26 protein-coding genes are annotated in these 24,176 nt (G+C 71.6%); 24 read left to right on the top strand and 2 right to left on the bottom strand.

Annotation, left to right across the window (positions count from 1 at the left end; all coding sequences use genetic code 11):
• The first annotated feature begins 64 nt into the window (after positions 1–64).
• The 21 genes from ACE3QY_RS14440 (at position 65) to ACE3QY_RS14540 (ending at position 21,398) form a co-directional block, all read left to right on the top strand.
• Positions 65–1,837 (top strand): ABC transporter substrate-binding protein, encoded by a 1,773-nt coding sequence (locus ACE3QY_RS14440; RefSeq protein WP_374456716.1) that lies wholly within the window; start codon positions 65–67, stop codon positions 1,835–1,837.
• Between the two features lie 154 nt (positions 1,838–1,991).
• On the top strand, positions 1,992–3,002 hold the full coding sequence (locus ACE3QY_RS14445; protein ID WP_374456717.1) for an ABC transporter permease: 1,011 nt from the start codon (positions 1,992–1,994) through the stop codon (positions 3,000–3,002).
• 11 nt (positions 3,003–3,013) lie between these two features.
• On the top strand, positions 3,014–4,102 hold the full coding sequence (locus ACE3QY_RS14450; RefSeq protein WP_374456798.1) for an ABC transporter ATP-binding protein: 1,089 nt from the start codon (positions 3,014–3,016) through the stop codon (positions 4,100–4,102).
• 152 nt (positions 4,103–4,254) lie between these two features.
• The gene (locus tag ACE3QY_RS14455) at positions 4,255–5,424 is read left to right on the top strand and encodes an ABC transporter ATP-binding protein (protein WP_374456799.1); all 1,170 of its coding nucleotides are present in this window, start codon (positions 4,255–4,257) and stop codon (positions 5,422–5,424) included.
• 59 nt (positions 5,425–5,483) lie between these two features.
• Positions 5,484–6,818 carry a replication-associated recombination protein A gene (locus ACE3QY_RS14460; RefSeq protein ID WP_374456718.1) on the top strand — a complete coding sequence of 445 codons (1,335 nt, stop codon included), beginning with the start codon at positions 5,484–5,486 and terminating at the stop codon, positions 6,816–6,818.
• The gene (locus ACE3QY_RS14465) at positions 6,815–8,584 is read left to right on the top strand and encodes an ABC transporter substrate-binding protein (protein ID WP_374456719.1); all 1,770 of its coding nucleotides are present in this window, start codon (positions 6,815–6,817) and stop codon (positions 8,582–8,584) included. Before ACE3QY_RS14460 ends, ACE3QY_RS14465 begins: the two co-directional genes overlap by 4 nt.
• A 25-nt stretch (positions 8,585–8,609) precedes the next feature.
• Positions 8,610–9,116: a hypothetical protein gene (locus ACE3QY_RS14470; protein WP_374456720.1), complete on the top strand. Its 507-nt coding sequence runs from the start codon at positions 8,610–8,612 to the stop codon at positions 9,114–9,116.
• The gene (locus ACE3QY_RS14475) at positions 9,116–9,406 is read left to right on the top strand and encodes a DUF6167 family protein (protein WP_374456721.1); all 291 of its coding nucleotides are present in this window, start codon (positions 9,116–9,118) and stop codon (positions 9,404–9,406) included. Before ACE3QY_RS14470 ends, ACE3QY_RS14475 begins: the two co-directional genes overlap by 1 nt.
• Entirely contained in the window at positions 9,406–12,108 is a 2,703-nt protein-coding gene (alaS, locus tag ACE3QY_RS14480; protein ID WP_374456722.1) for an alanine--tRNA ligase, read from the top strand. The genes ACE3QY_RS14475 and alaS overlap by 1 nt, the downstream gene beginning before the upstream one ends.
• A 12-nt stretch (positions 12,109–12,120) precedes the next feature.
• Positions 12,121–12,582, top strand: coding sequence for a Holliday junction resolvase RuvX (ruvX, locus tag ACE3QY_RS14485; protein WP_374456723.1), 462 nt, complete (start codon positions 12,121–12,123; stop codon positions 12,580–12,582).
• A complete protein-coding gene (gene mltG, locus ACE3QY_RS14490) occupies positions 12,575–13,756 on the top strand; it encodes an endolytic transglycosylase MltG (protein ID WP_374456724.1) in 1,182 nt (393 codons plus the stop codon). Before ruvX ends, mltG begins: the two co-directional genes overlap by 8 nt.
• Before the next feature lie 8 nt (positions 13,757–13,764).
• On the top strand, positions 13,765–14,568 hold the full coding sequence (locus ACE3QY_RS14495; protein WP_374456725.1) for a shikimate dehydrogenase: 804 nt from the start codon (positions 13,765–13,767) through the stop codon (positions 14,566–14,568).
• Positions 14,565–15,323: a prepilin peptidase gene (locus ACE3QY_RS14500; protein ID WP_374456726.1), complete on the top strand. Its 759-nt coding sequence runs from the start codon at positions 14,565–14,567 to the stop codon at positions 15,321–15,323. The genes ACE3QY_RS14495 and ACE3QY_RS14500 overlap by 4 nt, the downstream gene beginning before the upstream one ends.
• A gap of 12 nt (positions 15,324–15,335) precedes the next feature.
• Positions 15,336–16,514, top strand: coding sequence for a chorismate synthase (aroC, locus tag ACE3QY_RS14505; protein WP_374456727.1), 1,179 nt, complete (start codon positions 15,336–15,338; stop codon positions 16,512–16,514).
• Entirely contained in the window at positions 16,511–17,023 is a 513-nt protein-coding gene (locus tag ACE3QY_RS14510) for a shikimate kinase (RefSeq protein WP_374456728.1), read from the top strand. The genes aroC and ACE3QY_RS14510 overlap by 4 nt, the downstream gene beginning before the upstream one ends.
• A gap of 80 nt (positions 17,024–17,103) precedes the next feature.
• Positions 17,104–18,186 (top strand): 3-dehydroquinate synthase, encoded by a 1,083-nt coding sequence (gene aroB, locus ACE3QY_RS14515; RefSeq protein ID WP_374456800.1) that lies wholly within the window; start codon positions 17,104–17,106, stop codon positions 18,184–18,186.
• The gene (locus tag ACE3QY_RS14520; protein ID WP_374456729.1) at positions 18,183–18,968 is read left to right on the top strand and encodes a DUF402 domain-containing protein; all 786 of its coding nucleotides are present in this window, start codon (positions 18,183–18,185) and stop codon (positions 18,966–18,968) included. Before aroB ends, ACE3QY_RS14520 begins: the two co-directional genes overlap by 4 nt.
• Positions 18,965–19,402 (top strand): type II 3-dehydroquinate dehydratase, encoded by a 438-nt coding sequence (locus ACE3QY_RS14525; protein ID WP_374456730.1) that lies wholly within the window; start codon positions 18,965–18,967, stop codon positions 19,400–19,402. The genes ACE3QY_RS14520 and ACE3QY_RS14525 overlap by 4 nt, the downstream gene beginning before the upstream one ends.
• A 101-nt stretch (positions 19,403–19,503) precedes the next feature.
• Positions 19,504–20,202: a hypothetical protein gene (locus ACE3QY_RS14530; protein ID WP_374456731.1), complete on the top strand. Its 699-nt coding sequence runs from the start codon at positions 19,504–19,506 to the stop codon at positions 20,200–20,202.
• Between the two features lie 42 nt (positions 20,203–20,244).
• Entirely contained in the window at positions 20,245–20,538 is a 294-nt protein-coding gene (locus ACE3QY_RS14535; protein ID WP_374456732.1) for a hypothetical protein, read from the top strand.
• 20 nt (positions 20,539–20,558) lie between these two features.
• Positions 20,559–21,398 carry a PhzF family phenazine biosynthesis protein gene (locus ACE3QY_RS14540; protein WP_374456733.1) on the top strand — a complete coding sequence of 280 codons (840 nt, stop codon included), beginning with the start codon at positions 20,559–20,561 and terminating at the stop codon, positions 21,396–21,398.
• Here ACE3QY_RS14540 and ACE3QY_RS14545 read toward each other — a convergent pair.
• Positions 21,395–21,931: an N-acetyltransferase family protein gene (locus ACE3QY_RS14545; protein ID WP_374456734.1), complete on the bottom strand. Its 537-nt coding sequence runs from the start codon at positions 21,929–21,931 to the stop codon at positions 21,395–21,397. The two genes, ACE3QY_RS14540 and ACE3QY_RS14545, sit on opposite strands and share 4 nt — an antisense overlap.
• Positions 21,932–22,056: 125 nt before the next feature.
• Between ACE3QY_RS14545 and ACE3QY_RS14550 the strand changes: the two genes are divergently transcribed.
• Together ACE3QY_RS14550 and ACE3QY_RS14555 are read left to right on the top strand one after the other, a co-directional pair.
• Positions 22,057–22,245, top strand: coding sequence for a hypothetical protein (locus tag ACE3QY_RS14550; protein WP_374456735.1), 189 nt, complete (start codon positions 22,057–22,059; stop codon positions 22,243–22,245).
• 118 nt (positions 22,246–22,363) lie between these two features.
• Positions 22,364–22,552 (top strand): hypothetical protein, encoded by a 189-nt coding sequence (locus tag ACE3QY_RS14555; protein WP_374456736.1) that lies wholly within the window; start codon positions 22,364–22,366, stop codon positions 22,550–22,552.
• A 97-nt stretch (positions 22,553–22,649) separates the two neighbouring features.
• On the opposite strand, the gene ACE3QY_RS14560 is transcribed toward ACE3QY_RS14555, so the two are convergent.
• On the bottom strand, positions 22,650–23,300 hold the full coding sequence (locus ACE3QY_RS14560) for an SDR family oxidoreductase (protein ID WP_374456737.1): 651 nt from the start codon (positions 23,298–23,300) through the stop codon (positions 22,650–22,652).
• An 18-nt stretch (positions 23,301–23,318) separates the two neighbouring features.
• On the opposite strand from ACE3QY_RS14560, the gene ACE3QY_RS14565 reads away from it, so the two are divergent.
• Positions 23,319–24,134, top strand: coding sequence for an aminoglycoside phosphotransferase family protein (locus ACE3QY_RS14565; protein ID WP_374456738.1), 816 nt, complete (start codon positions 23,319–23,321; stop codon positions 24,132–24,134).
• The last annotated feature ends 42 nt before the right edge of the window (positions 24,135–24,176 follow it).

Here is a 24,176-nt window from a genome sequence, read left to right on the forward strand (position 1 = left end):
TGGGTCCTCGATCGTCGCCGGAGACGCCGTCCTCGGTGAGAAACACAAAGAAAGGCTGGACAGCATGAAGCGGAACAAGCCGCTCGCGCTCGTCGCTGGTGCCGCTCTTCTGACCCTCGCTGCCTGTGGCGGCGGGTCGTCGGACGACGGTGACAGCGGTGAGGGCACGCAGAGGGACTTCGGTGGACAGGAGGGAGGCACCAAGGACGCTGAGCGTCAGGGGCCTGCTGCTGACGTCGAGGGCGCGACCGCTGGTGGCACCATCACGGTGTACCTCCCCGGCGACCCCGGACCCGACACCCTCGACCCGACCGGCGGCTGGTCCGTCACGGGCAACTCCATCCAGCAGGCGCTGACCAGCCGCTCGCTGACCCAGTACGTCCGCGACGAGAACGGCCAGCCCGTCCTGGTTCCCGACCTCGCGACCGACCTGGGCACCCCCAACGACGACTTCACGGAGTGGACCTTCACCATCCGTGACGACGCGACGTGGGAGGACGGCAAGCCCGTCACCGCCGACGAGGTCGCCTTCGGCATCTGCCGCTCGCTGGACTCCGAGGCGTTCCCCTCGGGCCCGGGCACCGAGTACTCCAAGCACTACTTCGCCGGCGCGGAGGAGTACGAGGGTCCCTACACCTCCAAGGACGCCAAGTGCGCCAACTGGGACGGTGTCTCGGTCGACGGCCAGGACGTGACCATCAAGATGGCCGTCCCGTTCCCGGACATGGACTACTGGGGCGCCTTCATGGCGATGGGCCCGGCCCCGCTGGGCAACGCCTCCAAGCCGCCGAACTACGGCAACAAGCCGCTGTCCAACGGCCCCTACAAGGTGGAGAGCTACAAGCCCAACGAGGAGCTCGTCCTCGTGAAGAACGACCAGTGGGCCGCTGAGTCGGACCCGGGTCGTCACCAGTACGCCGACGAGTTCGTGTTCAAGTTCAACCAGGACCAGGCCAAGGTCGACGAGATCATGCTCTCGGACAACTCCGACAGCCAGACCGCCGTCTCCACCGCCCTGGGCTCGGACAAGTACAACGACGCCAACGGCCAGCTCGGCGAACGGCTGGTGCAGCAGACCTCGCAGTGCGTGTCGATGCTGACGCCCGACTACGAGAAGATCCCCGAGATCGAGGTCCGCAAGGCCCTGGCGTACGCCTACCCCTACGAGGACGTCTGGATCGCCGGTGGCGAGGTGCCCGGCGTGACCCGCGTGCCGGCCAACTCCCTCATGCCTCCGGGCATGGCGGGGAAGAAGGAGTTCCAGGTCGACGGTGAGCAGATCACCTACGACCCGGAGAAGTCCAAGGAGCTCCTTGCGGAGGCCGGCTACGGTGACGAGCCGTACCCGATCACCATGGTGTTCTACGAGGTCGACCCGCTGGCCAAGGCCGCTCAGGACCAGATCACCAAGGGCTTCGAGGCCGGCGGCTTCTCCGTCAAGGCCATCCCGGTCCAGGAGTCGCCCTACAACGTGTGGCTCGACCCCGACAACAAGGTCAACAAGAAGCTGAACCTCCGTGGCGTCAACTGGTGCTCGGACTGGCCCGCCGGTTCGACCATGCTCCCGCCGCTGCTGAAGGGTGGTGCTGTCTACAACACCGCTCAGTTCGACGAGTCCTCCGTCAACGACGAGATGGACAACATCGCGACCCTTCCGATGGAGGAGCAGGCTGACGCCTGGGGCGCGCTGGACGAGAAGATCATGACGGAGTACTTCCCGATCATCCCGACCGCGTTCCGCAACGACCTGTTCGTCTTCGGCAGCAAGATCGGCAACCCGACGGGCGATGGCTCGATCGGCGCCCCGAACTACAAGGACCTGTACGTCATGCAGTGATCCTGGTGCTCGCTCTGAGCATCATGTAGTTCCCCAGTAGTAACCACTGACGGGTGGGGGCTCCCGGACCGGGAGCCCCCACTCGGCAGCCCGGACCACGTAGGCTGTCGTGCCTCGGTCCGACTCATCCACCATCCCCGGAGAGTGACCTGCGATGTTCGCGTATGTCGTCAAGCGGCTGATCTCGGGAGTCCTCGTCGTGACGTTGATCTCGATGGCGATCTTCCTGTTGTTCTGGTACGGCCCGTCGAGCCCGGCCCAGCCGATCTGTGACCGCGAGAGCCAGAACCGATGCACCCCTGCGCGGCTGGCGACGTACGAGAAGACGCTGGGTTACAACAACCCGGTCTACGAGGAGTACGGCAAGTTCGTGAAGGGCGTCTTCGTCGGGCGCACCCTCACCATCGCCTCCAACGACTACGAGTGCGCCGCCCCGTGCCTCGGCATCAGCTACCGCACGAAGGCCCCGGTCAAGGAGGAGCTCGTCTCCCGCATGCCGGCGACCTTCTCGATCGCCATCGGTGGCGCCTTGCTCTACGTCCTCTTCGGAGTGCCCATCGGCGTCGCGGCGGCGCGAAGGCGTGGCAGCGTGACCGACAAGGCGCTCGTCTCGAGCTTCCTGTTCATCAGCTCGATCCCCTACTACCTCTTCGCCCTGCTGACCTGGCTCTACCTCACGATCACGTTCGAGGTGCCGCTGTTCAGCGACACCGGCTACTTCTCGCCCATCGCCGACGGCCCGTGGAAGTGGTTCTCCGGGATGTTCCTGGCCTGGGTGGCCCTGGGCATCTTCGGCTGCACCCAGTACACGCGCTACACGCGCGGTGCGATGGTCGAGTCGCTGAGCGAGGACTACATCCGCACAGCCAAGGCCAAGGGCCTGCCGGCCCGCACCATCATCTACAAGCACGGCCTGAGAGCTGCGCTCGTCCCCGTCGTCACCATCTTCGGCATCGACTTCGGCACGCTCCTGGCCGGCACGATCTTCACGGAGCGGATCTTCGAGATCAAGGGCATCGGCTGGTGGGCGCTCGAGGCCGTCACCGGCAAGGACCTGCCCGTCGTCCAGGCGACCGCGCTCTTCGGTGCCGTGGCACTGATCATCTCCAACCTGCTCGTGGACGTGGTGTACAGCGTCCTCGACCCGAGGGTGAGGCTTTCGTGACCAGCGTTCCCATGACCCAGTCGTCCGCCGCCGAGCGTGAGACGTTCGAGGGTCCGTTCCTCCAGGTCGAGGACCTGAAGGTCACCTTCCCGACCCAGGACGGCCCCGTCACCGCGGTCCAGGGGCTGTCGTACTCGGTCGAGAGGGGCAAGACCCTCGGCATCGTCGGCGAGTCCGGGTCCGGCAAGTCGGTCTCGAGCATGGCCGTGATGGGCCTGCACGACACCAAGTCGGCCAAGATCTCCGGCTCGATCCGCGTGGGCGGCACCGAGGTCGTCGGCCTGAGCGAGTCGCGCATGCGTGGCCTGCGGGGCAACGCGATGGCGATGATCTTCCAGGACGCCCTGGCCGCGCTGCACCCCTTCTACAAGATCGGTGCGCAGCTCGAGGAGGCCTACCTGGTCCACCACTCGACTGCCTCCAAGCGCGACGCCCGCCGCAAGGCGATCGAGATGCTCGACCGGGTCGGGATTCCGCAGCCCGACCGGCGCGTGGACGACTTCCCGCACCAGTTCTCCGGCGGCATGCGCCAGCGCGCGATGATCGCGATGGGCCTGATCAACGACCCGTCCCTGCTGATCGCCGACGAGCCGACCACCGCGCTCGACGTGACGGTGCAGGCGCAGATCCTCGACCTGCTCCAGGACCTGCAGCGCGAGTTCAACTCGGCCGTCATCATCATCACCCACGACCTCGGCGTCATCGCGGAGATGGCCGACGACGTGCTGGTGATGTACGCCGGTCGCTGCGTCGAGTACGGCACGGCCAAGCAGATCCTCACCACGCCGGAGATGCCCTACACGTGGGGCCTGCTGTCCAGCATCCCCGACGTCACCGCGTCCACCGACGCCCGCCTGATCCCGATCCCCGGCAACCCGCCCAGCCTGCTGCGGCCGCCGTCGGGCTGTTCCTTCCACCCCCGGTGCGTGCACTCCGACAAGGTCCCCGGCGACCTGTGCGTCACCGAGCTCCCCGAGCTGCTGCCGGCCAGCTCGGGCACGGCGCACCTCAAGCGCTGCCACCTCGCCGACCCCGTGTCGGTCTACGAGACCGAGGTGCTGCCCGAGATCGCCCCCGACCTCGTCGAGGAGACCCGATGACCCAGGACCCCAACAGCCGCGCGGAGATCGAGCCGACCGAGGTCGGCGCCAACGCGGCCGAGACCGGCGAGCGCGTGCTCCACGACGACCACGACGTCACCGCCGACCACGAGGCCCTCGGGGAGGGCCTCGACTTCGCCACCGTGGCGGAGATGGGCCACCTCGCCTCCGAGCTCGACCCCGACGCGCCACCGGTGCTCACGGTCGACAACCTGAAGATGTACTTCCCGGTGAAGTCCTCGGGCGTCGTGCGCCGCACCATCGGCCACGTGCAGGCCGTCGACGGCATCTCCTTCGAGGTGCCCAAGGGCGGCTCGCTCGGCCTCGTCGGCGAGTCCGGCTGCGGCAAGTCGACGACCGGTCGCCTGATCACCCGGCTCTACAAGCCGACCGGCGGCTCGATGATGTTCGACGGCCACGACCTCGCCAAGCTGTCCAACCGCGAGATGAAGCCGCTGCGCCGCGACGTGCAGATGATCTTCCAGGACCCCTACACCTCGCTGAACCCGCGCCACACGGTCGGCACGATCGTGGGCGCACCGCTCGAGGTGCACAAGATCGTCCCGAAGAACCAGGTCCTCAAGCGGGTCCAGGAGCTGCTGGAGGTCGTCGGCCTCAACCCCGAGCACTACAACCGCTACCCCAACGAGTTCTCCGGCGGACAGCGCCAGCGCATCGGCATCGCCCGGGCGCTGACGCTCAACCCGAAGGTGCTCGTCGCGGACGAGCCGGTCTCGGCCCTGGACGTCTCGATCCAGGCGCAGGTGATCAACCTGCTCCAGGACATCCAGTCCGAGTTCGACGTGGCGTTCCTCTTCATCGCCCACGACCTGGCCATCGTGCGCCACTTCTGCCCCGAGATCGCCGTGATGTACCTCGGCAAGATCGTGGAGATCGGTGACCGCGAGACGATCTACGGCCGTCCGCACCACCCCTACACGCAGGCCCTGCTCTCCGCGGTGCCCGACGTGAAGCAGGCCGCGGTCGGTGGTCGTCGCGAGCGCATCCGCCTCGAAGGCGACGTGCCGAGCCCGATCAACCCGCCGTCGGGCTGCCGCTTCCGCACGCGGTGCCAGTTCGCCCAGGAGATCTGCGCCAAGGTGGAGCCGCCGCTGCTGCAGATCGGCTCGCGCCACAAGGTCGCCTGCCACTTCGCCGGCGAGCTGGGTGCCCACCCGGCCACGCCCGTCACGACCGACCTGCTGGGCGTCGACGACCAGGGCACCCCGGTGCCCGGCGCGACCCCGAGCCACCAGCTCACGGGTCCGGGCTACGAGAAGACCTGGTACGACCTGAAGACCAAGCAGACCGCGGGGGCCTGACCTCACACGTGGACGGCTTGTTCGAGATTCCGGGCGCGGGGCAACCCGCGCCCGGATCCATGTCCGGAGGCGTCCCCGGTGGCGGGTCGCTCGGGGCCAACACGCACGCCTCGGCGCCGCTCGCCGTACGCATGCGGCCGCGCACGATCGACGAGCTCGTGGGCCAGCAGCAGCTGCGTGCCGCCGGGTCGCCGCTGCGGCGGCTGATCGAGGGCGACCAGTCCATGTCGCTGCTGCTGTGGGGACCGCCGGGCACCGGCAAGACCACCATCGCCGCGATCGTCAGCCAGCAGACCCGGCGCCGGTTCGTCGAGGTGTCGGCGGTCGCCGCCGGGGTGAAGGAGGTGCGCGCGGCGATCGACGGGGCGCGCGCCGAGCTCGCCCGCGGCGGCCAGGAGACGGTGCTGTTCGTCGACGAGGTGCACCGCTTCACCAAGGCACAGCAGGACGCGCTGCTGCCCGGCGTGGAGAACCGCTGGGTCACCCTCATCGCCGCGACGACCGAGAACCCCTTCTTCTCGGTGATCAGCCCGCTGCTCTCGCGCAGCCTGCTGTTGCGGCTCCAGTCGCTCACCGATGACGACGTCGCCGAGGTGATCGACCTCGCGCTGGCCGACGAGCGCGGCCTGGCGGGGGAGACCGGCCTGAACGACGACGCCAGGGCCCACCTCGTACGCCTTGCCGGGGGCGACGCGCGACGTGCGCTGACCTACCTCGAGGCCGCCGCCGGCGCCGCGGCGAGCAACGGGCTCGACACCATCGACCTGGCGACCGCGGAGACCGCGGTGGACCAGGCGGCGGTGCGCTACGACCGGCAGGGCGACCAGCACTACGACGTGATCAGCGCCTTCATCAAGTCGATCCGCGGCTCCGACGCTGACGCCGCGCTGCACTACCTGGCCCGGATGATCGAGGCGGGGGAGGACCCGCGCTTCATCGCCCGCCGGCTGGTGGTCCACGCCAGCGAGGACATCGGGCTGGCCGACCCGACCGCGCTCCAGGCGGCGGTGGCGGCTGCCCAGGCCGTCCAGCTCATCGGCATGCCCGAGGCGCGGATCAACCTCGCCCAGGCCACCATCCACCTCGCGGTGGCGCCCAAGTCCAACGCCGTGATCACCGCCATCGACGCGGCCATCGCCGACGTCCGGGCCGGCAAGATCGGCCAGGTGCCGCCGCACCTGCGCGACGCCCATTACGGCGGCGCGAAGGACCTCGGCCACGGCAAGGGCTACGCCTACCCCCACGACGAGCCCTTCGGCGTGGCGGAGCAGCAGTACGCCCCCGACCAGCTCCAGGACGCGGAGTACTACCGCCCCACTGCGCTGGGAGCCGAGGCGTCGGTCAAGGAGCGCTGGGATCGGATCCGCCGCATCGTGCGCGGCTCGACGACGTGAGGCCGCACGCGGTCGCTGCGCTGGTCACCGGTGTCGCGCTGCTCGCGCTCGTCGCGTGCGACGGACGGGCCCCGGCGCCGCGCGTGCGCGACGCGGGCCGGACCTACGCTGAGGCCCAGGCGCCGACCAAGGACCCTGCACGGGTGGGGCCGGCCGCCGAGGTCCCCGGTGCCGTCACCGGCGGGACCATCACGGTCTACCTCCCGGGCGCTCCGGGGCCCGACACGCTCGACCCGACGGGCGGCTGGTCCGTCAGCGGCAACTCGATCCAGCAAGCGCTCGTCAGCCGCTCGCTGACGCAGTACGCCCGCGGCGACGACGGGCAGCCGGTCCTTGTGCCGGACCTCGCAACCGACCTCGGAAGGCACAACGAAGACTTCACCCGGTGGACGTTCACGATCCGCGACGACGCGACCTGGGAGGACGGCAGCCCCGTCACAGCCGAGGAGGTCGCGTTCGGGATCTGCCGCTCGCTCGACGCCAAGACCTTTCCGTCGGGACCCGGGACGGAGTACGCCAAGACGTACTTCGCGGGCGCGGACGACTACGACGGCCCCTACACGGGCGACGACCCGCTCTGCCACGACTACCCCGGGATCTCGGTGGTCGGTCAGGACGTCACCCTCGAGATGTCCAGGCCGTTCCCGGAGATGGACTACCTCGGGTCGGTGATGGCGATGGGCGCGGTCCCGACGGGCGAGGTGTCCGAGCCGTCGCGCTACAGCCAGCGCCCCCTCTCCAACGGCCCCTACAAGGTGGCCCGCTGGGAGCCGGCGGAGCGGTTGGTGCTCGTGAGGAACGACGCATGGGACGCACGCTCCGACCCCGCCCGTCACCAGTACGCCGACGAGTTCGTCTTCGAGTTCGACCAGGACCAGGCGAAGGTCGACGAGATCATGCTGTCCGGGGGTCCGAGAAGCGAGGCCGCGCTGTCGACGTCACTCACCTCGGACCGCTACGTCGAGGCCGACGCCCGGCTGGGCGACCGTCTGGTCCTCCAGGCCACGCAGTGTGTGACGACACTGACCCCCGACTACACCGAGATCAGCGACGTCCGGGTCCGCAAGGCACTCGCGTACGCCTACCCCTACGAGGACGTCTGGATCGCGAGCGGCGAGGTCCCGGGCGTCACGCGCGTCCCCGCCGACTCGCTGCTGTCCCGAGGCATGTCAGGGCGGCGCGACGTCCGCCTCGACGACCGGCAGGTCACCTACGACCCTGCGACTGCCCGCAGGCTCCTCGCCGAGGCCGGCTACGGCACCGACAGGCCGTACCCCATCACCATGGCCTACAACGCGCTCGACCCCTCGGCGTCGGACGCCCAGACGCAGGTCACGGCGGGGTTCGAGGCCTCCGGGTTCGAGGTCAGAGCCATCCCGCTGCAGGCCTCGCCCTACACCGTGTGGCTCGATCCAGACAACGAGGTGAACCGGGCACTGAACGTCCGGGGTGTCAGCTGGTGCCCGATCTGGCCGGCAGGGGCAGCCATGCTGCCGCCGCTGCTGCGCAGTGGTGCCGCCTTCAACACCGCGCACTTCGCCGAGCCATCCGTCGACGACGCGATGGACGCCATCGCATCGCTCCCGGTCGGCGACCAGGCCGCCGCCTGGGGTGCCCTCGACGAGTCGATCATGAAGGACTACTTCCCCGTCGTGCCGACCGGCTACGTCAACCAGCTGTTCTCCTTCGGCTCCCGCATCGGCAACCCGACGGGGGACGGCTCGCTGGGGACGCCCAACTACAAGGACCTCTACGTCGTGCCGTGATTCGTCCGGCTTATAGGGTGGCTGCGTGACTTCGGAGCAGATGGGGCTGGCTGGCGCCGGCGTGGTGGCGCTCGTGGCGCTGCTCGTCGCGCTGCGCGCGCAGCGCCGCGCCACCCGGGCCGAGGCGCTTGTGGAGCAGCTGGCGCTCCGCGTCGGCGTCCTGGAGTCGCCGGTGGCCGACGCCCCGCGGCCCGCGGCCGACGACGAGGTCAGCACCTTCGTCATCACCCACCTGGGCTCGACCGAGGCCCCCGAGCCCGTGCCGGTCGCCCATGACATCGACGGCCGGCTCTTCGCCGACATCGTCGCGCGCGAGACAGTGGTCAAGGCGGCCTCCTGGACCGCCGGGCTGCGCCGGGCGCTCTCACCGGAGAGCCGCAACCGGATCCGCTTCGAGGTCCGTCAGGAGACCCGGCGCGCCGGTCGCGAGCGCCGCGCGGAGATGAAGCAGGCCCTGCGCGAGTTCCGCGCGCGCGAGCGTGCCGACCTCGGTCGTGGCCCGAGCAGTGACCTCGGGGAGGACGTCGCCTGATGGGTCGCCCACTCTGGTTCGTCGCCGGGGCGGGGGTCGGTGTGTACGCCGCTGCCCGCGCCCGCCGTGCCGCCGAGGCCCTCACCGCGGACGGCCTGCGCGACCGCCTCCGCGGCTGGCAGGTCGGCGCGCGTCTCTTCGCCGAGGAGGTGCACCAGGGCCGCGCCGAGCGCGAAACCGAGTTGCGGGAGCAGCTCGGGCTGAGGCCCCATGGACTACCGGAGCTGGAGCGTGGTTTCGAGGCTCGCTCCGCTCGCACCTCAACAACCGAAGAGATGAAGGACACCTGATGGACACTGCCGAGATCCGCCGCCGCTTCCTCGCGCACTTCGAGGCCGCCGGACACGCCGTGGTGCCTTCCGCCTCGCTGCTCGCCGACGACCCGAACCTGCTGTTCGTGCCGGCCGGCATGGTGCCGTTCAAGCCCTACTTCCTGGGGCAGGAGACGCCTCCCTACGACCGCGCCACCAGCATCCAGAAGTGCGTGCGCACCCCCGACATCGAGGACGTCGGCAAGACCACCAGGCACGGCACGTTCTTCGAGATGTGCGGCAACTTCTCCTTCGGCGACTACTTCAAGCAGGGCGCCATCGAGCTGGCCTGGGACCTGATCACCAAGCCGGTCGAGGACGGGGGCTACGGCCTGGAGAAGGACCGCCTCTACCCGTCGGTGCTCGTCGGCGACGAGGAGGCCATCGGCCACTGGATGACGGTCACCGGCCTGCCTCGCGAGCGGATCGTCCAGCTCGGCCCCAAGGAGAACTACTGGTCGATGGGGGTGCCCGGTCCCGGCGGCCCGTGCTCGGAGATCCTCTACGACCGCGGGCCCGAGTGGGGACCTGACTTCGATCCCGCCACGCTCGGTCCGGACATGCCCGTCGAGCTCGAGGACCGGCTCCTGGAGATCTGGAACCTTGTCTTCATGCAGGACGAGCTCAGCGCGGTCCGCTCGAAGTCGGACTTCGACATCGCCGGCTCGCTGCCCAAGAAGAACATCGACACCGGCATGGGCCTGGACCGGGTGGCCTTCCTGCTCCAGGGCAAGCAGAACATGTACGAGATCGACGTGGTCTTCCCCGTGATCGAGAAGGCCCAGGAGCTCACCGGCAAGAAGTACGGCGACAACCACGACGACGACGTGCGGTTCCGCGTCGTGGCCGACCACGTCCGCTCCTCGATGATGCTCATCGGCGACGGCGTCACGCCGGGCAACGACGGCCGCGGCTACGTCCTGCGACGGCTCCTGCGTCGTGCGGTCCGCTCGATGCGTCTGCTCGGGTGCGAGGACCGGGTGCTGCCCGAGCTGATGCCGGTCTCCCGCGACAAGATGGGGGAGACCTACGACAACCTGGTCACCGACTGGGCGCGCATCTCGCAGGTGGCGTACGCCGAGGAGGACGCGTTCCGCAAGACCCTCCAGGCCGGCACCCAGATCTTCGACACCGCGGCGGGCGAGGTGAAGCGGACCGGCGGCTCGACGCTGTCCGGTGAGCGTGCCTTCGCGCTCCACGACACCTACGGCTTCCCGATCGACCTCACCCTGGAGATGGCTGCCGAGCAGGGCCTGCAGGTCGACGAGCAGGGCTTCCGCAGCCTGATGGCCGAGCAGCGCGAGCGCGCCAAGGCCGACGCGCGGGCCAAGAAGGGCGCGCACGGCGACACCGCGGTCTACCGCGGGATCTTCGACGAGTTCGGTCCCACCGAGTGGCTGGCCTACGAGACCCTCGAGACCGAGTCGCGGCCGCTCGCCCTGCTCAGCGGCGGTGCCGCGGTGCCGCGCCTGGCCCAGGGCGAGATCGGCGAGCTCGTGCTAGACCGCACGCCGTTCTACGCCGAGTCCGGCGGCCAGGTGGCCGACGCCGGCACGATCCTCTTCGACGGCGGCCAGCTCGAGGTCATCGACGTCCAGCGCCCGGTGAAGGGCCTGGTCGTGCACCAGGTCCGGGTCCTCGACGGCGAGCTGGACCCGTCGGGGCTCGTGCACGCCCGCGTCGACCCCGAGTGGCGCACCGGCGCCCGCCAGGCGCACTCCGGCACCCACGTCGTGCACGCCGCGCTGCGCGAGGTGCTCGGCCCCACCGCACTGCAGTCGGGCTCCTACAACCGGCCCGGCTACCTCCGCCTCGACTTCGGCTGGACGCAGGCGCTGAGCCCCGAGCAGGTCCGCGACATCGAGCTCGTCTCCCAGCAGGCGCTGCGCGCCGACCTCGCCGTGTCGTGGGACTACATGACCCTCGAGCAGGCCAAGGACTGGGGTGCGATCGCGCTCTTCGGCGAGACCTACGACAACACCAAGGTGCGCGTCGTGGAGATCGGCGGTCCGTGGTCGCGCGAGCTGTGCGGCGGCACGCACGTGGACCACTCCTCGCAGATCGGCACCGTCGTGGTGACGGGGGAGACCAGCGTCGGCTCGGGCAACCGTCGCATCGAGGCGCTCACCGGCGTCGAGGGCTTCGGCTACCTCGCCCGCGAGCGCGACGTGGTCGCCCAGCTCACCGGCCTGCTCAAGACGCAGCCCGACGACCTGGTCAGCCGAGTGCAGGGCCTCATGGAGCGCCTCAAGGCGGCTGAGAAGGAGCTGGAGAGGGCCCGGCTCGCCCAGCTGCTGGGCGCCAGCGCCGAGCTCGCGGCCGGTGCGACGCAGGTCGGGCCCGTCAAGGTCGTGGCCCACCGCGCCGAGGGCGCCGGCGGCGGCGACGTGCGCAACCTGGCCATGGACGTCCGCGGTCGGCTCCCGCAGGGTGAGCCGGGCGTGGTCGTGATCATCGGCCACGTGGACGGGAAGGTGTCGGTCGTGGCCGCCACCAACGACGAGGCCCGCGCCCGTGGCCTGTCCGCGGGCGAGCTCGTGCGCGCCGTCGGTCCGCTCCTCGGTGGCAAGGGTGGTGGCAAGGACGACGTCGCCCAGGGCGGCGGCACCGACGCCTCACGCATCGACGAGGCGCTCGCGCTGGTCGGCCACGAGGTCGCCAAGCACGCGGTGCAGGGCTGACCGGGACCGGCGTTGCGGTTCGGAGTGCGCCTCGGCGTCGACCCGGGTGATGCCCGCATCGGCGTCGCCAGCAGCGACCCGTCGGGCTTCCTCGCCACGCCCGTCGAGACGGTGCGGCGAGGCAAGGGCGACGTACGCCGCCTCGCCCAGCTCGTCGACGAGCTCGAGGCGGTCGAGGTGGTCGTCGGGCTGCCGCGCTCGCTCAGTGGCGCGGAGGGACCCGCTGCGGAGAAGGTGCGCGAGTTCGCCGCGCGGGTGGCGCGCCGAGTTGCGCCCGTACCCGTCAGACTGTGTGATGAACGACTGACCACGGTCTCGGCCGAGTCGATCCTGCGCGACCAGGGTCGGCGCGGTGCGAGGAGACGCGCCGTGGTGGACCAGGCAGCCGCTGTGCTGATCCTGCAGACTGCCCTCGACACGGAGCGGTCGAGCGGGCAGACACCGGGAGAGATCGTCGAGGTAGCAGATGAGTGAGCACGAGGCCGCACCCGAGGCCGGGCCCGAGGAGGACCGGCAGGAGGAGGCCTACGAGTACGTCCCGGGGGGCAAGCGGCGAAAGGGCCGCGGCTTCAAGGGGTGCCTGGCCGTGCTCGTCGCGCTCGTCGTGCTCGTGGGCGGCTTCTACGTCGCGCTCACCAAGGGCGTCGACTGGGTCTCCGGCCAGTTCCAGGGCCCCGACGACTACCCCGGGCCGGGCACCGGCTCGGTCGAGTTCACCGTCAACGAGGGCGACACGACCGCCCAGATCGGCCGCAACCTCAAGGCCGAGGGCGTCACGAAGTCCGTCCAGGCGTTCATCGACGCGGCCGCCGGCGAGCCCGACTCGGCCGGCATCCAGGTGGGCGCCTACGAGCTCAAGGAGGAGATGAAGGCCGCCGACGCGCTCGACGTCCTCATCGACCCCGACAACCTCATCGGCTTCCCGACCGTCACGATCCCCGAGGGCCTGCGCCTGACCGAGATCGTCTCCACGCTCGCCGAGAACACCGACTTCCCCGAGGAAGCCTGGAACAGGGCCCTCGACCAGCCCGACAAGCTCGGGCTGCCCGACTACGCCGAGGGCAACGCGGAGGGCTACCTCTTCCCGGCGACGTACGAGATCAAGCCGGGCATGAAGCCCGCCGGGATCCTCAAGACGATGGTCGCGCGCTGGCAGCAGGCGGCCGACGAGGCCGGCCTGGAGGAGAAGGCCGCCGAGCTCGGGCACACGCCGGCCGAGCTGATGATCATCGCCTCGCTCGTCGAGGCGGAGGGTCGCGGCGACGACATGCCGAAGATCGCGCGCGTCATCTACAACCGGCTCGACGGCCCCGGCGACAAGGGCGGCACCAACGGCACGCTGGGCATCGACGCCTCGATCGCCTACGGCCTCGGTCTCTCGCCCGGCTCGACGGAGCTCACGCCCGAGCAGCTGGCCGAGGACACCCCCTACAACACCCGCATCAACGCCGGCCTGCCCCCGACGCCGATCGAGGCACCGGGCGACGACGCGATCGCTGCGGCGGCCAACCCGGAGGACGGCGACTGGTACTACTACGTCACGGTCGACCTCTCCACGGGCGAGACCAAGTTCTACGAGGACTACGACGGCTTCCTCGAGGGGCGTGACGAGTACAAGGCCTACTGCGAGACCTCGGACCGTTGTTGAGGTGCGGCGTGCTGGGCGACCCCATCGCCCACTCGCTCTCGCCGGTGCTGCACCGGGCCGGCTACGCCGAGCTCGGCCTGGACTGGACCTACGACGCCCACCGGGTGCCCGCGGGCGGGTTGGCGGCGTTCCTGTCCGGGCTGGACGACTCGTGGCGCGGCCTCTCGCTGACGATGCCGCTCAAGCGTGAGGCGCTCGACCTGGTCGACCGGCTCACCGACCGGGCCAGGACGGCAGGTGCGGTGAACACGCTGCTGCTCGACGCCGACGGGGAGCGGGTCGGTGACAACACCGACCTCCCGGGCGCCGTCGCCGCGATCCGGGAGCGTACGTCGCTGCCACTGGCGTCTGCCGCGATCCTCGGCGGCGGTGCGACCGCCACCTCCGTCGGGCTGGCGCTGGTCGACCTCGGCGTGACCTCCGTGGAGCTCCTCGTCCGCGACGAGGCGCGGGCCGGGGAGACCGTGGCCGCGCTGCGGGCCCACCCCTCGGGAGTCGACGTCCGCGTCGGACCGCTCGCCGTAGCGGAGCCGCTCGCCGCTGACGTCGTCGTCTCCACGATCCCCGCCGACGCGCAGACCGGCGATCTCGTTGCCCGTTGCGCGGACGTCCCGGTGGTCTTCGAGGCGCTCTACGACCCGTGGCCGACGCCGCTGGCCGCGTCCGCGACCGACCGGGTGCTCGTCGGCGGCCTGGACCTGCTGGTGCACCAGGCCGTCCTGCAGTTCGAGCTGTTCACCGGGCGCCCGGCGCCGCTGGGGGCGATGCGGGCCGCAGGCGCGCAGGCGCTCGCCGGGCGGAGCACGGCATGAACGAGACCCTCTGGGCGGCGCTGCTCGGTGCCGTCGCCGGGCTCGGCGGCCTGCTGGTGCCGATGCTCATCGCCCGCGTGCCCGAGCCGGCGCCCCGGGAGCGCGACTCGGACGCCGACACGGACGCCGAGGCCGAGGCCGACGCGGCGGCGGACGAGCCGCCCAAGACGCGCTACGCCGAGATCGCGGCGAGGCCCGGGCTCGGCGTACGCAGCGCGCTGGTCGCCGCGGTCGCCGGCGCCCTGCTCGGCGCGGCCACCGGCCTCGACTGGCCGCTGGTGTGGCTGCTCCCGCTGACCCCCGTCGCCGTGGCCCTGTCGGTCATCGACTGGCACACCCGCCTGCTGCCGCGCGTCGTCGTCGTACCTGCCACGCTCGCGGCCCTCGCCGTCGTCAGCGTGGCGGGGTTGGCGACGGGGGAGCGCTCGGCCCTGCTCTGGGCGCTGGGCGGGATGGTCGGTCTGCGGTCGTTCTTCTGGATGCTGTGGTTCATCCGCTCGGCCGGCATGGGTTTCGGCGACGTGCGGCTGGCCGCCCTCGTGGGCCTGGTGCTCGGCTGGGAAGGATTCGAGGTCCTTCTCCTCGGCGCCTGGATCGGCTTCGTGTCCTTCGCCCTGCCCGGCGTCGCGCTGGCCGTCGTGCGACGCGACCGCAGCCTGCTCAAGAAGCCGTTCCCCTACGGCCCGTTCATGCTCGGCGGCGCGCTGGTGGGTCTCGTCTGGGGGACTGCGCTCGCCGGCGGTTTGTGGGGCTGAGAGACTTCCCCCATGCTCCGATGGCTCACTGCAGGCGAGTCCCACGGTCCCTCGCTGGTGGCGATCCTCGAGGGGCTGCCCGCCCACGTCCGCGTCACGACCGACGACCTGGCCGACTCGCTGGCCCGGCGTCGTCTGGGCTACGGCCGCGGCGCGCGGATGAAGTTCGAGCAGGACCAGGTCCGCGTGCTCGGTGGCGTGCGCCACGGAGAGACCCAGGGCGGCCCGGTGGCCATCGAGGTCGGCAACACCGAGTGGCCCAAGTGGGAGAAGGTCATGTCGGCCGACCCGGTCGACCCCGTGGAGCTCGACGCGCTGGCCCGCAACGCCGCGCTGACCCGCCCGCGCCCCGGTCACGCCGACCTCGTGGGCATGCAGAAGTACGCCTTCGACGAGGCGCGCCCGATCCTCGAGCGCGCCTCCGCGCGTGAGACCGCCGCCCGCGTCGCGCTAGGCCGGGTGGCCTCCAACTTCCTCGAGCAGGCCGTCGGCGCCCGCATCGTCTCCCACGTCGTCTCGCTGGGTGGCGTGAAGGCGCCCGCCGGGCTGGTGCCCGAGGCCGACGACGTCGCCCGGCTCGACGCCGACGAGGTGCGCTGCCTCGACCCCGGGGCGAGCGCCGCGATGGTCGCCCGCATCGACCAGGCCCACAAGGACGGCGACACCCTCGGCGGCGTCGTCGAGGTCGTCGTGCACGGCCTGCCGCCGGGCCTCGGGTCCCACGTGCACTGGGACCGTCGCCTCGACGCCCGCCTCGCGGGCGCGCTCATGGGCATCCAGGCGATCAAGGGCGTCGAGGTCGGCGACGGCTTCGACCTCGCCGACACCCCCGGGTCGCAGGCGCACGACGAGATCGTGGCGACCGACGAGGGCCTGCGCCGCACGTCCGGGCGCTCGGGCGGCACCGAGGGTGGCATGTCCACGGGCGAGGTGCTGCGCGTGCGCGCTGCGATGAAGCCGATCGCCACCGTGCCCAAGGCGCTGCGCACCGTCGACGTGGCGACGGGCGAGGCCGCCGTCGCCCACCACCAGCGCTCCGACGTCTGCGCCGTGCCGGCCGCCGGCATCGTCGCCGAGGCGATGGTCGCCCTCGTGCTCGCCGACGCCGTCGTCGAGAAGTTCGGCGGCGACTCCGTGTCCGAGACCCGGCGCAACGCCGAGTCGTACCTCGACACCCTCCGCTTCCGGTGACGGGCGAGATGGGCCCTCGCGTGGTGCTCGTCGGCCCGATGGGGGCCGGCAAGACGACCGTCGCCGGTCTGCTCGGGAGCGCCTGGGACCTGCCGGTGCGCGACACCGACGCCGACATCGAGGCCGCCACCGGCCGCGAGATCTCCGACATCTTCGTGGAGTCCGGGGAGGACCACTTCCGCGAGCTCGAGGCGGCCGCGGTCGCGACCGCCCTGGCCGAGCACGACGGTGTGCTCGCCCTCGGTGGCGGCGCCGTCCTGCGCCCGCAGACCCGCGTGCTCCTGGCCGGTGCGCCTGTCGTCTTCCTCCGCGTCGGGCTCTCCGACGCAGTCAAGCGGGTCGGCCTCGGGGTGGGCCGGCCGCTCCTGCTCGGCAACGTCCGGGCCCGGATCAAGGCCCTGCTCGACGAGCGGACACCGGTCTACGAGTCGGTGGCGACGCACGTCGTGGACACCGACGGCCGCACGCCCGACGAGGTCGCGGGCGAGATCCTGGAGCTGCTGCGATGACGAAGCGGCAGACCAGGAAGCAGCGGCAGCAGCGGCCGCAGCAGCCGGCGCCCCGCGCCCCGAAGGCGGCGGACACCGTGATGCACGTCGGCGGTGCCTCGCCGTACGACGTGGTGGTCGGGCGCGACCTCGCCGGCCGGCTTCCGGCGCTGCTCGGCGAGAGCGTCGAGCGCGTCGCCGTGCTCTACGCCGGGTCGCTCGGCGCGCTCGCCGACCCCGTCGTCGACTCCCTGGTCGAGCACTACGACGTGCTGGCCCTCGGCCTCCCCGACGGGGAGCGCGCGAAGACCGCCCCGGTGGCCGCCGACTGCTGGGAGGCGCTGGGGGAGGCGGGCTTCACCCGCTCCGACGCGGTCGTCACCCTGGGCGGCGGTGCGACCACGGACCTGGGCGGCTTCGTCGCTGCGTCCTGGCTGCGCGGCGTCCGCGTCGTGCACGTCCCGACGACCCTGCTGGCGATGGTCGACGCGGCAGTGGGCGGCAAGACCGGCATCAACACCGGTGCGGGCAAGAACCTCGTCGGCGCCTTCCACGAGCCGGCCGGGGTCCTGTGCGACCTCGCCCTGCTGGAGTCGCTGCCGCGCGAGGAGCTGGTCGCCGGGCTCGGGGAGGTCGTGAAGTGCGGCTTCATCGCCGACCCCCGCATCCTGGAGATCGTCGAGACCACCGACCCCGCGGCCCTCACCGCCGGCTCCGCCGAGCTGCGCGAGCTGGTCGAGCGGGCCATCCGGGTCAAGATCGACGTCGTGGTCGACGACCTCAAGGAGACCGGCGGCGCCGACGGCCACCCCGGCCGCGAGGTGCTCAACTACGGCCACACCCTCGCCCACGCGATCGAGCGCACGAGCGACTACTCGGTCCGCCACGGCGAGGCCGTCGCCATCGGCTGCGTCTATGTCGCCGAGCTGGCCGCTCGCGCCGGGTCGCTCGACCCTGCCCTCGTCGGGCGGCACCGCGCGGCCCTGTCGCGCGTCGGGCTCCCCACGACGTACGACGGTGCCCCCTTCGACGACCTGCACGCCGCGATGAAGGTCGACAAGAAGGCCCGGGGCTCGCAGCTGCGCTTCGTCGTCCTCGACGACCTCGCCGCGCCGCGGATCCTGGCCGGCCCGAGCGAGGATGACCTCCGCGCGGCCTACGAGGCGATAGCCTCCGCCGGGTGACCGAACCCGACGTCCAGATCTCCGACTCCGGCGGCACCATGCAGCGTCTCGTGGGCACGGCGTCGCCGCGTGCGGTCGACCTCGACACGCTCACGACGCTGCGAGCTGCCGAGGACGACGGGCCGTGGGTGCGCGCCGGCGCGGGGACGTTCCTCGACGCGGGAGCGGTCGTCCAGTGGCGCTACGGCACGAGGTGCGACCCGATGCGGGTGGTGCGCGACGACGAGCGCGGGCTCGTCGCGTGGCTGGCACCCGACACCGAGCTGTTGTCCTCCGCGCCCGACGACGGCGTCGCGCTGCGCGACCGGCCGTTGGCCGAGCGGTTCCTGGGCGCGCGGGTCCCGACCGTGGGTCGCTGGCGCGGCGCCGGCATCTTGCGCATCGCCCCGACGGGCCGACCCTGGTCGGTGTGGGTGTTCCGGGAGGACGACGGCTCGCTGGCCGGGCACTACGTCAACCTCGAGCTGCCGCACCGCAGGCAGGGCGACGAGACCAACACGCGCGACCTGATCCTCGACCTGTGGCTGGAGCCCTCGGGCGCGCTGTGGCTCAAGGACGCCGACGAGCTCCAGGCGGCGGTCGAGGTCGGGCGCCTCACCTCGGAGCAGGCCGCGGAGATCGAGGCACTGGCCGAGTGGGCTCGCGCCGAGCTGGTCGAGGGCGGCGACTGGCCGCTGGACGAGGAGTGGACCGCGTGGCAGCCCCCGGCGGAGTGGAGCGTGCCGCCCCTGCCGGACACCCCGCTGGTGCGGTCGGCTCGGGCAACTACGCTGCCGTCATGACGAAGGTGCTCGTCCTCAACGGTCCCAACCTCGGCCGGTTGGGCCGCCGGCAGCCGGAGATCTACGGCACCACGACGCACGCCGAGCTCGCGCACCGGTGCGTCGAGTGGGGAAGCGAGCTGGGGCTCGACGTCGAGGTGCGACAGACCAACCACGAGGGCGAGCTGCTCGACTGGCTCAACACCGCGGCCGACGACGGCACGCCCGTCGTGCTCAACGCGGGGGCGTGGACGCACTACTCGCTCGCGCTGTACGACGCCTGCGCGCAGCTCACTGCCCCGCTGGTCGAGGTGCACATCTCCGACCCCAAGCAGCGTCCGGAGGAGTTCCGGCACACCTCCGTGATCGAGCCGCATGCCGAGGTGACCATCGCCGGCGAGGGCATCGACGGCTACCGCCAGGCCCTGGGCGTGATCGTCTCCCACATGGGGTAACCACCCGAAAGGGTGTATCAGCCGCCGCGCCGGCACCTCCTCTACCCACAGGTCTTTACCTACAGGGCAGCCGTGGGGGGTGCCCGGCTCGGAGGTGCCATATGTCCACTCGCAACCAGTCCCGCCGGCGACGCACGATCCCGGCCCTGCTCCTCGCCGTCGCGGCATCGATGCTCGTCGCAGGAGAGGCGGCGGCGGCCCCGCCGGTCGCCGAGTCGGGGCCAGACGTCACCGTGGTCGCCGGGACCGACGCCCAGCTCGCCGGGAGCGTGAGCGACCCCGACGGGGACGCCCTCGAGATCCACTGGATGATGACCGTCGTGAGTGGTGGGGACCTGTCGACCTGCACCTTCAGCGGTCCCTGGTCGTGGGCGCCCGTGAGTGCGCCGGGGCTGGCCCCGACGCTGAACTGCACGCAGCCGGGGTCGTACCTCCTCCAGCTGGTGGTCGGCGACGGCACGTCGTCCGACGACGACACGGGCGCCCTCGTCACCTTCACCGACCCGGACACGACGCCCGCGACCTGCTCGTTCCGGCCGTGGATCAAGCGGCTGACCAGCCTGCGGATCGGCGACGCGCAGTCGGGGCTGGAGTCCTACACCGTGCTCCACACGTTCAACATCGCGATGAAGCCGATGTCGGGCATGTGGTCACCGCCGACGCCGTCGGCGACCCTCGCGTGGTCCCGTCCCGGTCGCGGCGCCGGTGTGGCGCTCATCAGCCACACGAACGGTGCCGGGGTCAGCGGTGAGTGCGTCCTGTTCGTGCGCCGCGACGGCACCGCCAGGGTGGTCAACTGACGTCCTGCCACTCCCTCGCGGGTGGAGTGGCAGGATCGGCCCGTGGACGAACCCGAGGACGAGCTCGTGGTCGAGGTCAGCGCGCTCGCGATCAACGTGACGGTCCCGGAGGAGCTGCGCTGGCGCGACTCGCGTCGCGGCGAGGAGTTCGAGCTCCAGACCCTCAACGTGCGGCTGCTGCCCGACGGGTCGCTGGCCGCCAAGGCCTACGGCCGTCCAGTGGCCGGCGGCCGGGGAGGCTTCGTCTCCTTCGCGGTGCCTGACCGGCCGGAGCTCGCCGCACTCGTCTCGGCGGCGGCGGACGAGGCAGGCCGGCGGTGGTCCACGCACCTCTGAGGCTGTGCTTGGATCAGCCGGTGCTGCCCTTCCGCCAGGTCGACGTCTTCAGTGCCACCCCGTGGCTCGGCAACCCGCTCGCGGTCGTGCACGACGCCGACGGGCTCAGCGACGAGGAGATGGCGCGGTTCGCCCGGTGGACCAACCTCTCGGAGACCACGTTCCTGTGCACGCCGACCGACGACCGCGCCGACTACCGGGTGCGGATCTGGACGACCGGCGGTGAGCTGCCCTTCGCCGGCCACCCGACCATCGGCAGCGCGCACGCGTGGCTCGAGGCCGGCGGCGTGCCGCGCGGGGACGTCGTCGTGCAGGAGTGCGGCGCCGGGCTCGTCGACGTACGTCGCTCGCCCGGGCTCGGCTTCGCGGCGCCGCCGCTGAGGCGGTCGGGGCCGGTCGAGGCCGACCTGCGGGCCCGGATCGTGACGGCGCTGGCCGTGGACGAGTCGGCCGTGCGCGACATGGCGTGGATCGACAATGGCCCCGGGTGGGTGGGTGTGGACCTCGGCACCGCCGATGCGGTGGTCGACCTGGTGCCCGACATCGCGGCGTTCACCGACCTGAAGGTCACCGTGCTCGGCCGGTGGAGCCCCGAGCGGGCTGCGGGGCTCGGCGCCGACGTCGAGGTCCGGGCGTTCTACGCCGACGGCCGCGACTTCGGTGAGGACCCGGTGACCGGTTCGGCGAACGCCGGGCTCGCCCAGTGGCTGATCGGCTCGGGCGCGCTGCCGCCGGCGTACACGTCGCGGCAGGGGAGTGTGATCGGGCGCGAGGGCCGGGTGCGCGTGGTCGCCGAGGGCGACCACGTGTGGGTGCACGGCGACGCGGTCACGCGGATCGTGGGCGAGGTCGACTTCTAGAGCCTGAGCTCGCGGACGTTGTCGTCCTCCCACGTCTCGCCGATGTGGAACCGCTTCCGGCCGACGACCTCGAAGCCATGCCGGGCGTAGAACGCGTTGGCGCGCGCGTTCTGCTCACTGACGCCGAGCCAGACGCCGCGTGCACCGGTGCGACGTGCCTCGTCCAGGGTCGCGGCCATCAGCTCGCGGGCGACCCCGGTGCCGTGGTGGTCGGGGTGCACGTAGCACCGCTCCAACGCGATCGTCGGGCGCACGGTGATCGCCGCGGCGACGTCGGGGTCGGCCGGCTCGCCGGCGAGCAGCATCGCGTAGCCGACCGGGTCGCGACCCGCGCCCTGCTGGGCGAGCAGGACGACGGTCGACGGCTCCGACAGGTGTCGCCGGAAGCTCGCCGCGTCGAGGTGGCGGGCGACGTGGTCGGCCAGGAAGTCGGCGGGCGTCTGCGGTGTGCACGCCAGCGGGAAGGTCAGCGCGGCGAGGCGGCTCAGTCCGTCGGCGTCCTCGTGGGCGGCGCGGCGGACGGTCACGTACACACGTGGAGGCTAGCGAGGCGCCGTGCAGGAACATCAGTGAAACTGCGGATGTGGCCCCGGGCGGGTAACGCCAGACTCGGACCTGACGCTGACACCTGTGTCAGGTCACGGGGAGGGGGACGGCCATGAAGAGCGTGCTGAGCAGGAGCGCCAACGCGGACCAGCTGGAGGCCGAGGTGCGCGACGCCACGTGCTGCACCGCGTGCGACCGGTGCCACGACTGCCTGGTCAAGCTGGAGGAGGTACGCGCCGTGCGACGCGACGCCCTCATGCACATGATCAGCCAGGTCAGGCCCCGACGCCCCGTGTGGTGACCGTTCACCGCGCCGGGAACTGGTCCAGACATCGGTAGTAATGCGGATGTGGCCGATCATCACCGCGGGCGAGACTCGGGTGCAGACCCGGCGAGGTGCCGGGTCGGGGGAGGAAGTCATGCGAAGCGTCGTGGGCAGGAGCGCACACGCCGACCTGCTCGAGGCCGAGGTCAGGAACGCCACGTGCTGCGTCGCGACCGACCGCTGCTGGTCGTGCGAGGTGAAGATGGGGGAGGTGCGGGCCGCGCGCCGGGACGCCGTCCTGCACAGCATGAGCCGGGTCCGCCCGCGCAGGCACGTCCGATGATGGTGCGTGAGGGCGTCGTGGGCGCCGCCGGAGCGGGCGGGCGCCTGCCCCGCTCCGTCCTGGAGGGCGACGGCGCGGCCGACACCACCGGCGAGGCTCAGACCGAGTCGAGCCAGGCGTCCAGTCCCACGTCGCCGTCGCCGAAGACCAGGGTCTTGCCGTAGGACCGAGGGTCGTCCAGCACCGCGAGCGCGACCTGGGCGACCAGCTCGCGGGACGTGACGTCGCCGTCGTTGAAGCGGGCGCCAGGGTTCACCGCGCTGCCGCCCGGCTCGAGCGTGAGGGTGCCGGGGGCGAGGATCGTCCAGTCGAGGCCGGCGCCGCGCAGGTGGTCGTCGGCCGCGATCTTGGCGTCCTGGTAGTGCCGGAACGGGTTGTCCTCGGGCACCAGCGCGTCGGGGGTGGACCCGGAGAACGAGACCATGACGTAGCGACCCACCCCGGCGGCCACGGCCGCGTCCATCGAGCGGATCGCCGCGTCGCGGTCGACGGCGTACGTCCGGGCGGGGTTGCCGCCGCCGGCGCCCGCGGACCAGATGACCGCGTCCTGGCCGACGAGCTGCGCGACCAGCGTCGCCTCGTCGGCGTCCTCGACCGACGACACGAGGGCGGCCGCGCCGGTGGCCTCGACGTCGGCGACGTGGTCGGGGTTGCGGACGACCGAGGTGACCTCGTGCCCCGCCTCGACCAGCATCGGTGCCAGGAGGAGCGCGATCTTGCCGTGTCCGCCGAAGATGGTGACTCGCATGTGTGCCACGGTAGCGGGGTGCAGAACTCGACCCACGGCGTGACCATCGGGGAGCGCGAGGTCCGCAAGGAGTTCGTCGCCGACCACGAGGCACAAGCCGAGCGGGAGTGGGCCTGCCTGACGTTGCTCGCGGAGCACGCGCCCGGCCTGGCGCCGCGGCCGATCCGCCGCGAGGACGGCGCGACACCCGTGATCGTGATGGAGCGGGTGCCGGGGTCGCACCTCGAGCCGCGTCCGCTCGACTCCCGGCAGAACCTCGCCGTCGGCGCCGCGCTGCGCAGGATGTTCGATGTCCCCGTCTCCGCGGTGCGGGACGCGGGGATCGGACGCCGGAGGTACGGCGCCCACGAGCACGTGCAGGTGATGGTGGACTGGCTGGCCGAGGAGGTCGACCTGGGGGAGTGCCGCGACCCGGCGCTGGTCGCCGAGGCGGTCGAGGCTGCGCGGACCTACGTCGCCGCGCCGACCCTGCCCGAGCCCCTCGAGACGGCGCTCGGGATCGCCGACCTCAACCCGGCCAACGTGATGTGGGACGGGCGGGTCGCCCGGCTGGTGGACTTCGAGGACGGCGGCCTGAGCGATCCGGCGTACGAGCTGGCCGACCACGTCGAGCACCTCGGCAGCCGCCTTCCCGGCGTGTACGACGCCCCGGCGCTCGCGGACGCCGTGGGCCTGGACGCGGACGGACGGGAGCGGATGGCCGCCTACCGCCCGCTGTTCGGTGCGTTCTGGCTCGCGATGCTGCTGCCCGGCAACACCGCCTGGCGGCGCAACCCGCCCGGCACCACGGAGGCGCACGCCGCGCATTTCATGGCTCTGGTGGCCGCCCACTAGACTTGCGGGTCGGCGCGTGCGCCGGTGAACTTTGACAACTCG

Source organism: Nocardioides sp. (genome assembly GCF_041913365.1).
Taxonomy (GTDB): domain Bacteria; phylum Actinomycetota; class Actinomycetes; order Propionibacteriales; family Nocardioidaceae; genus Nocardioides.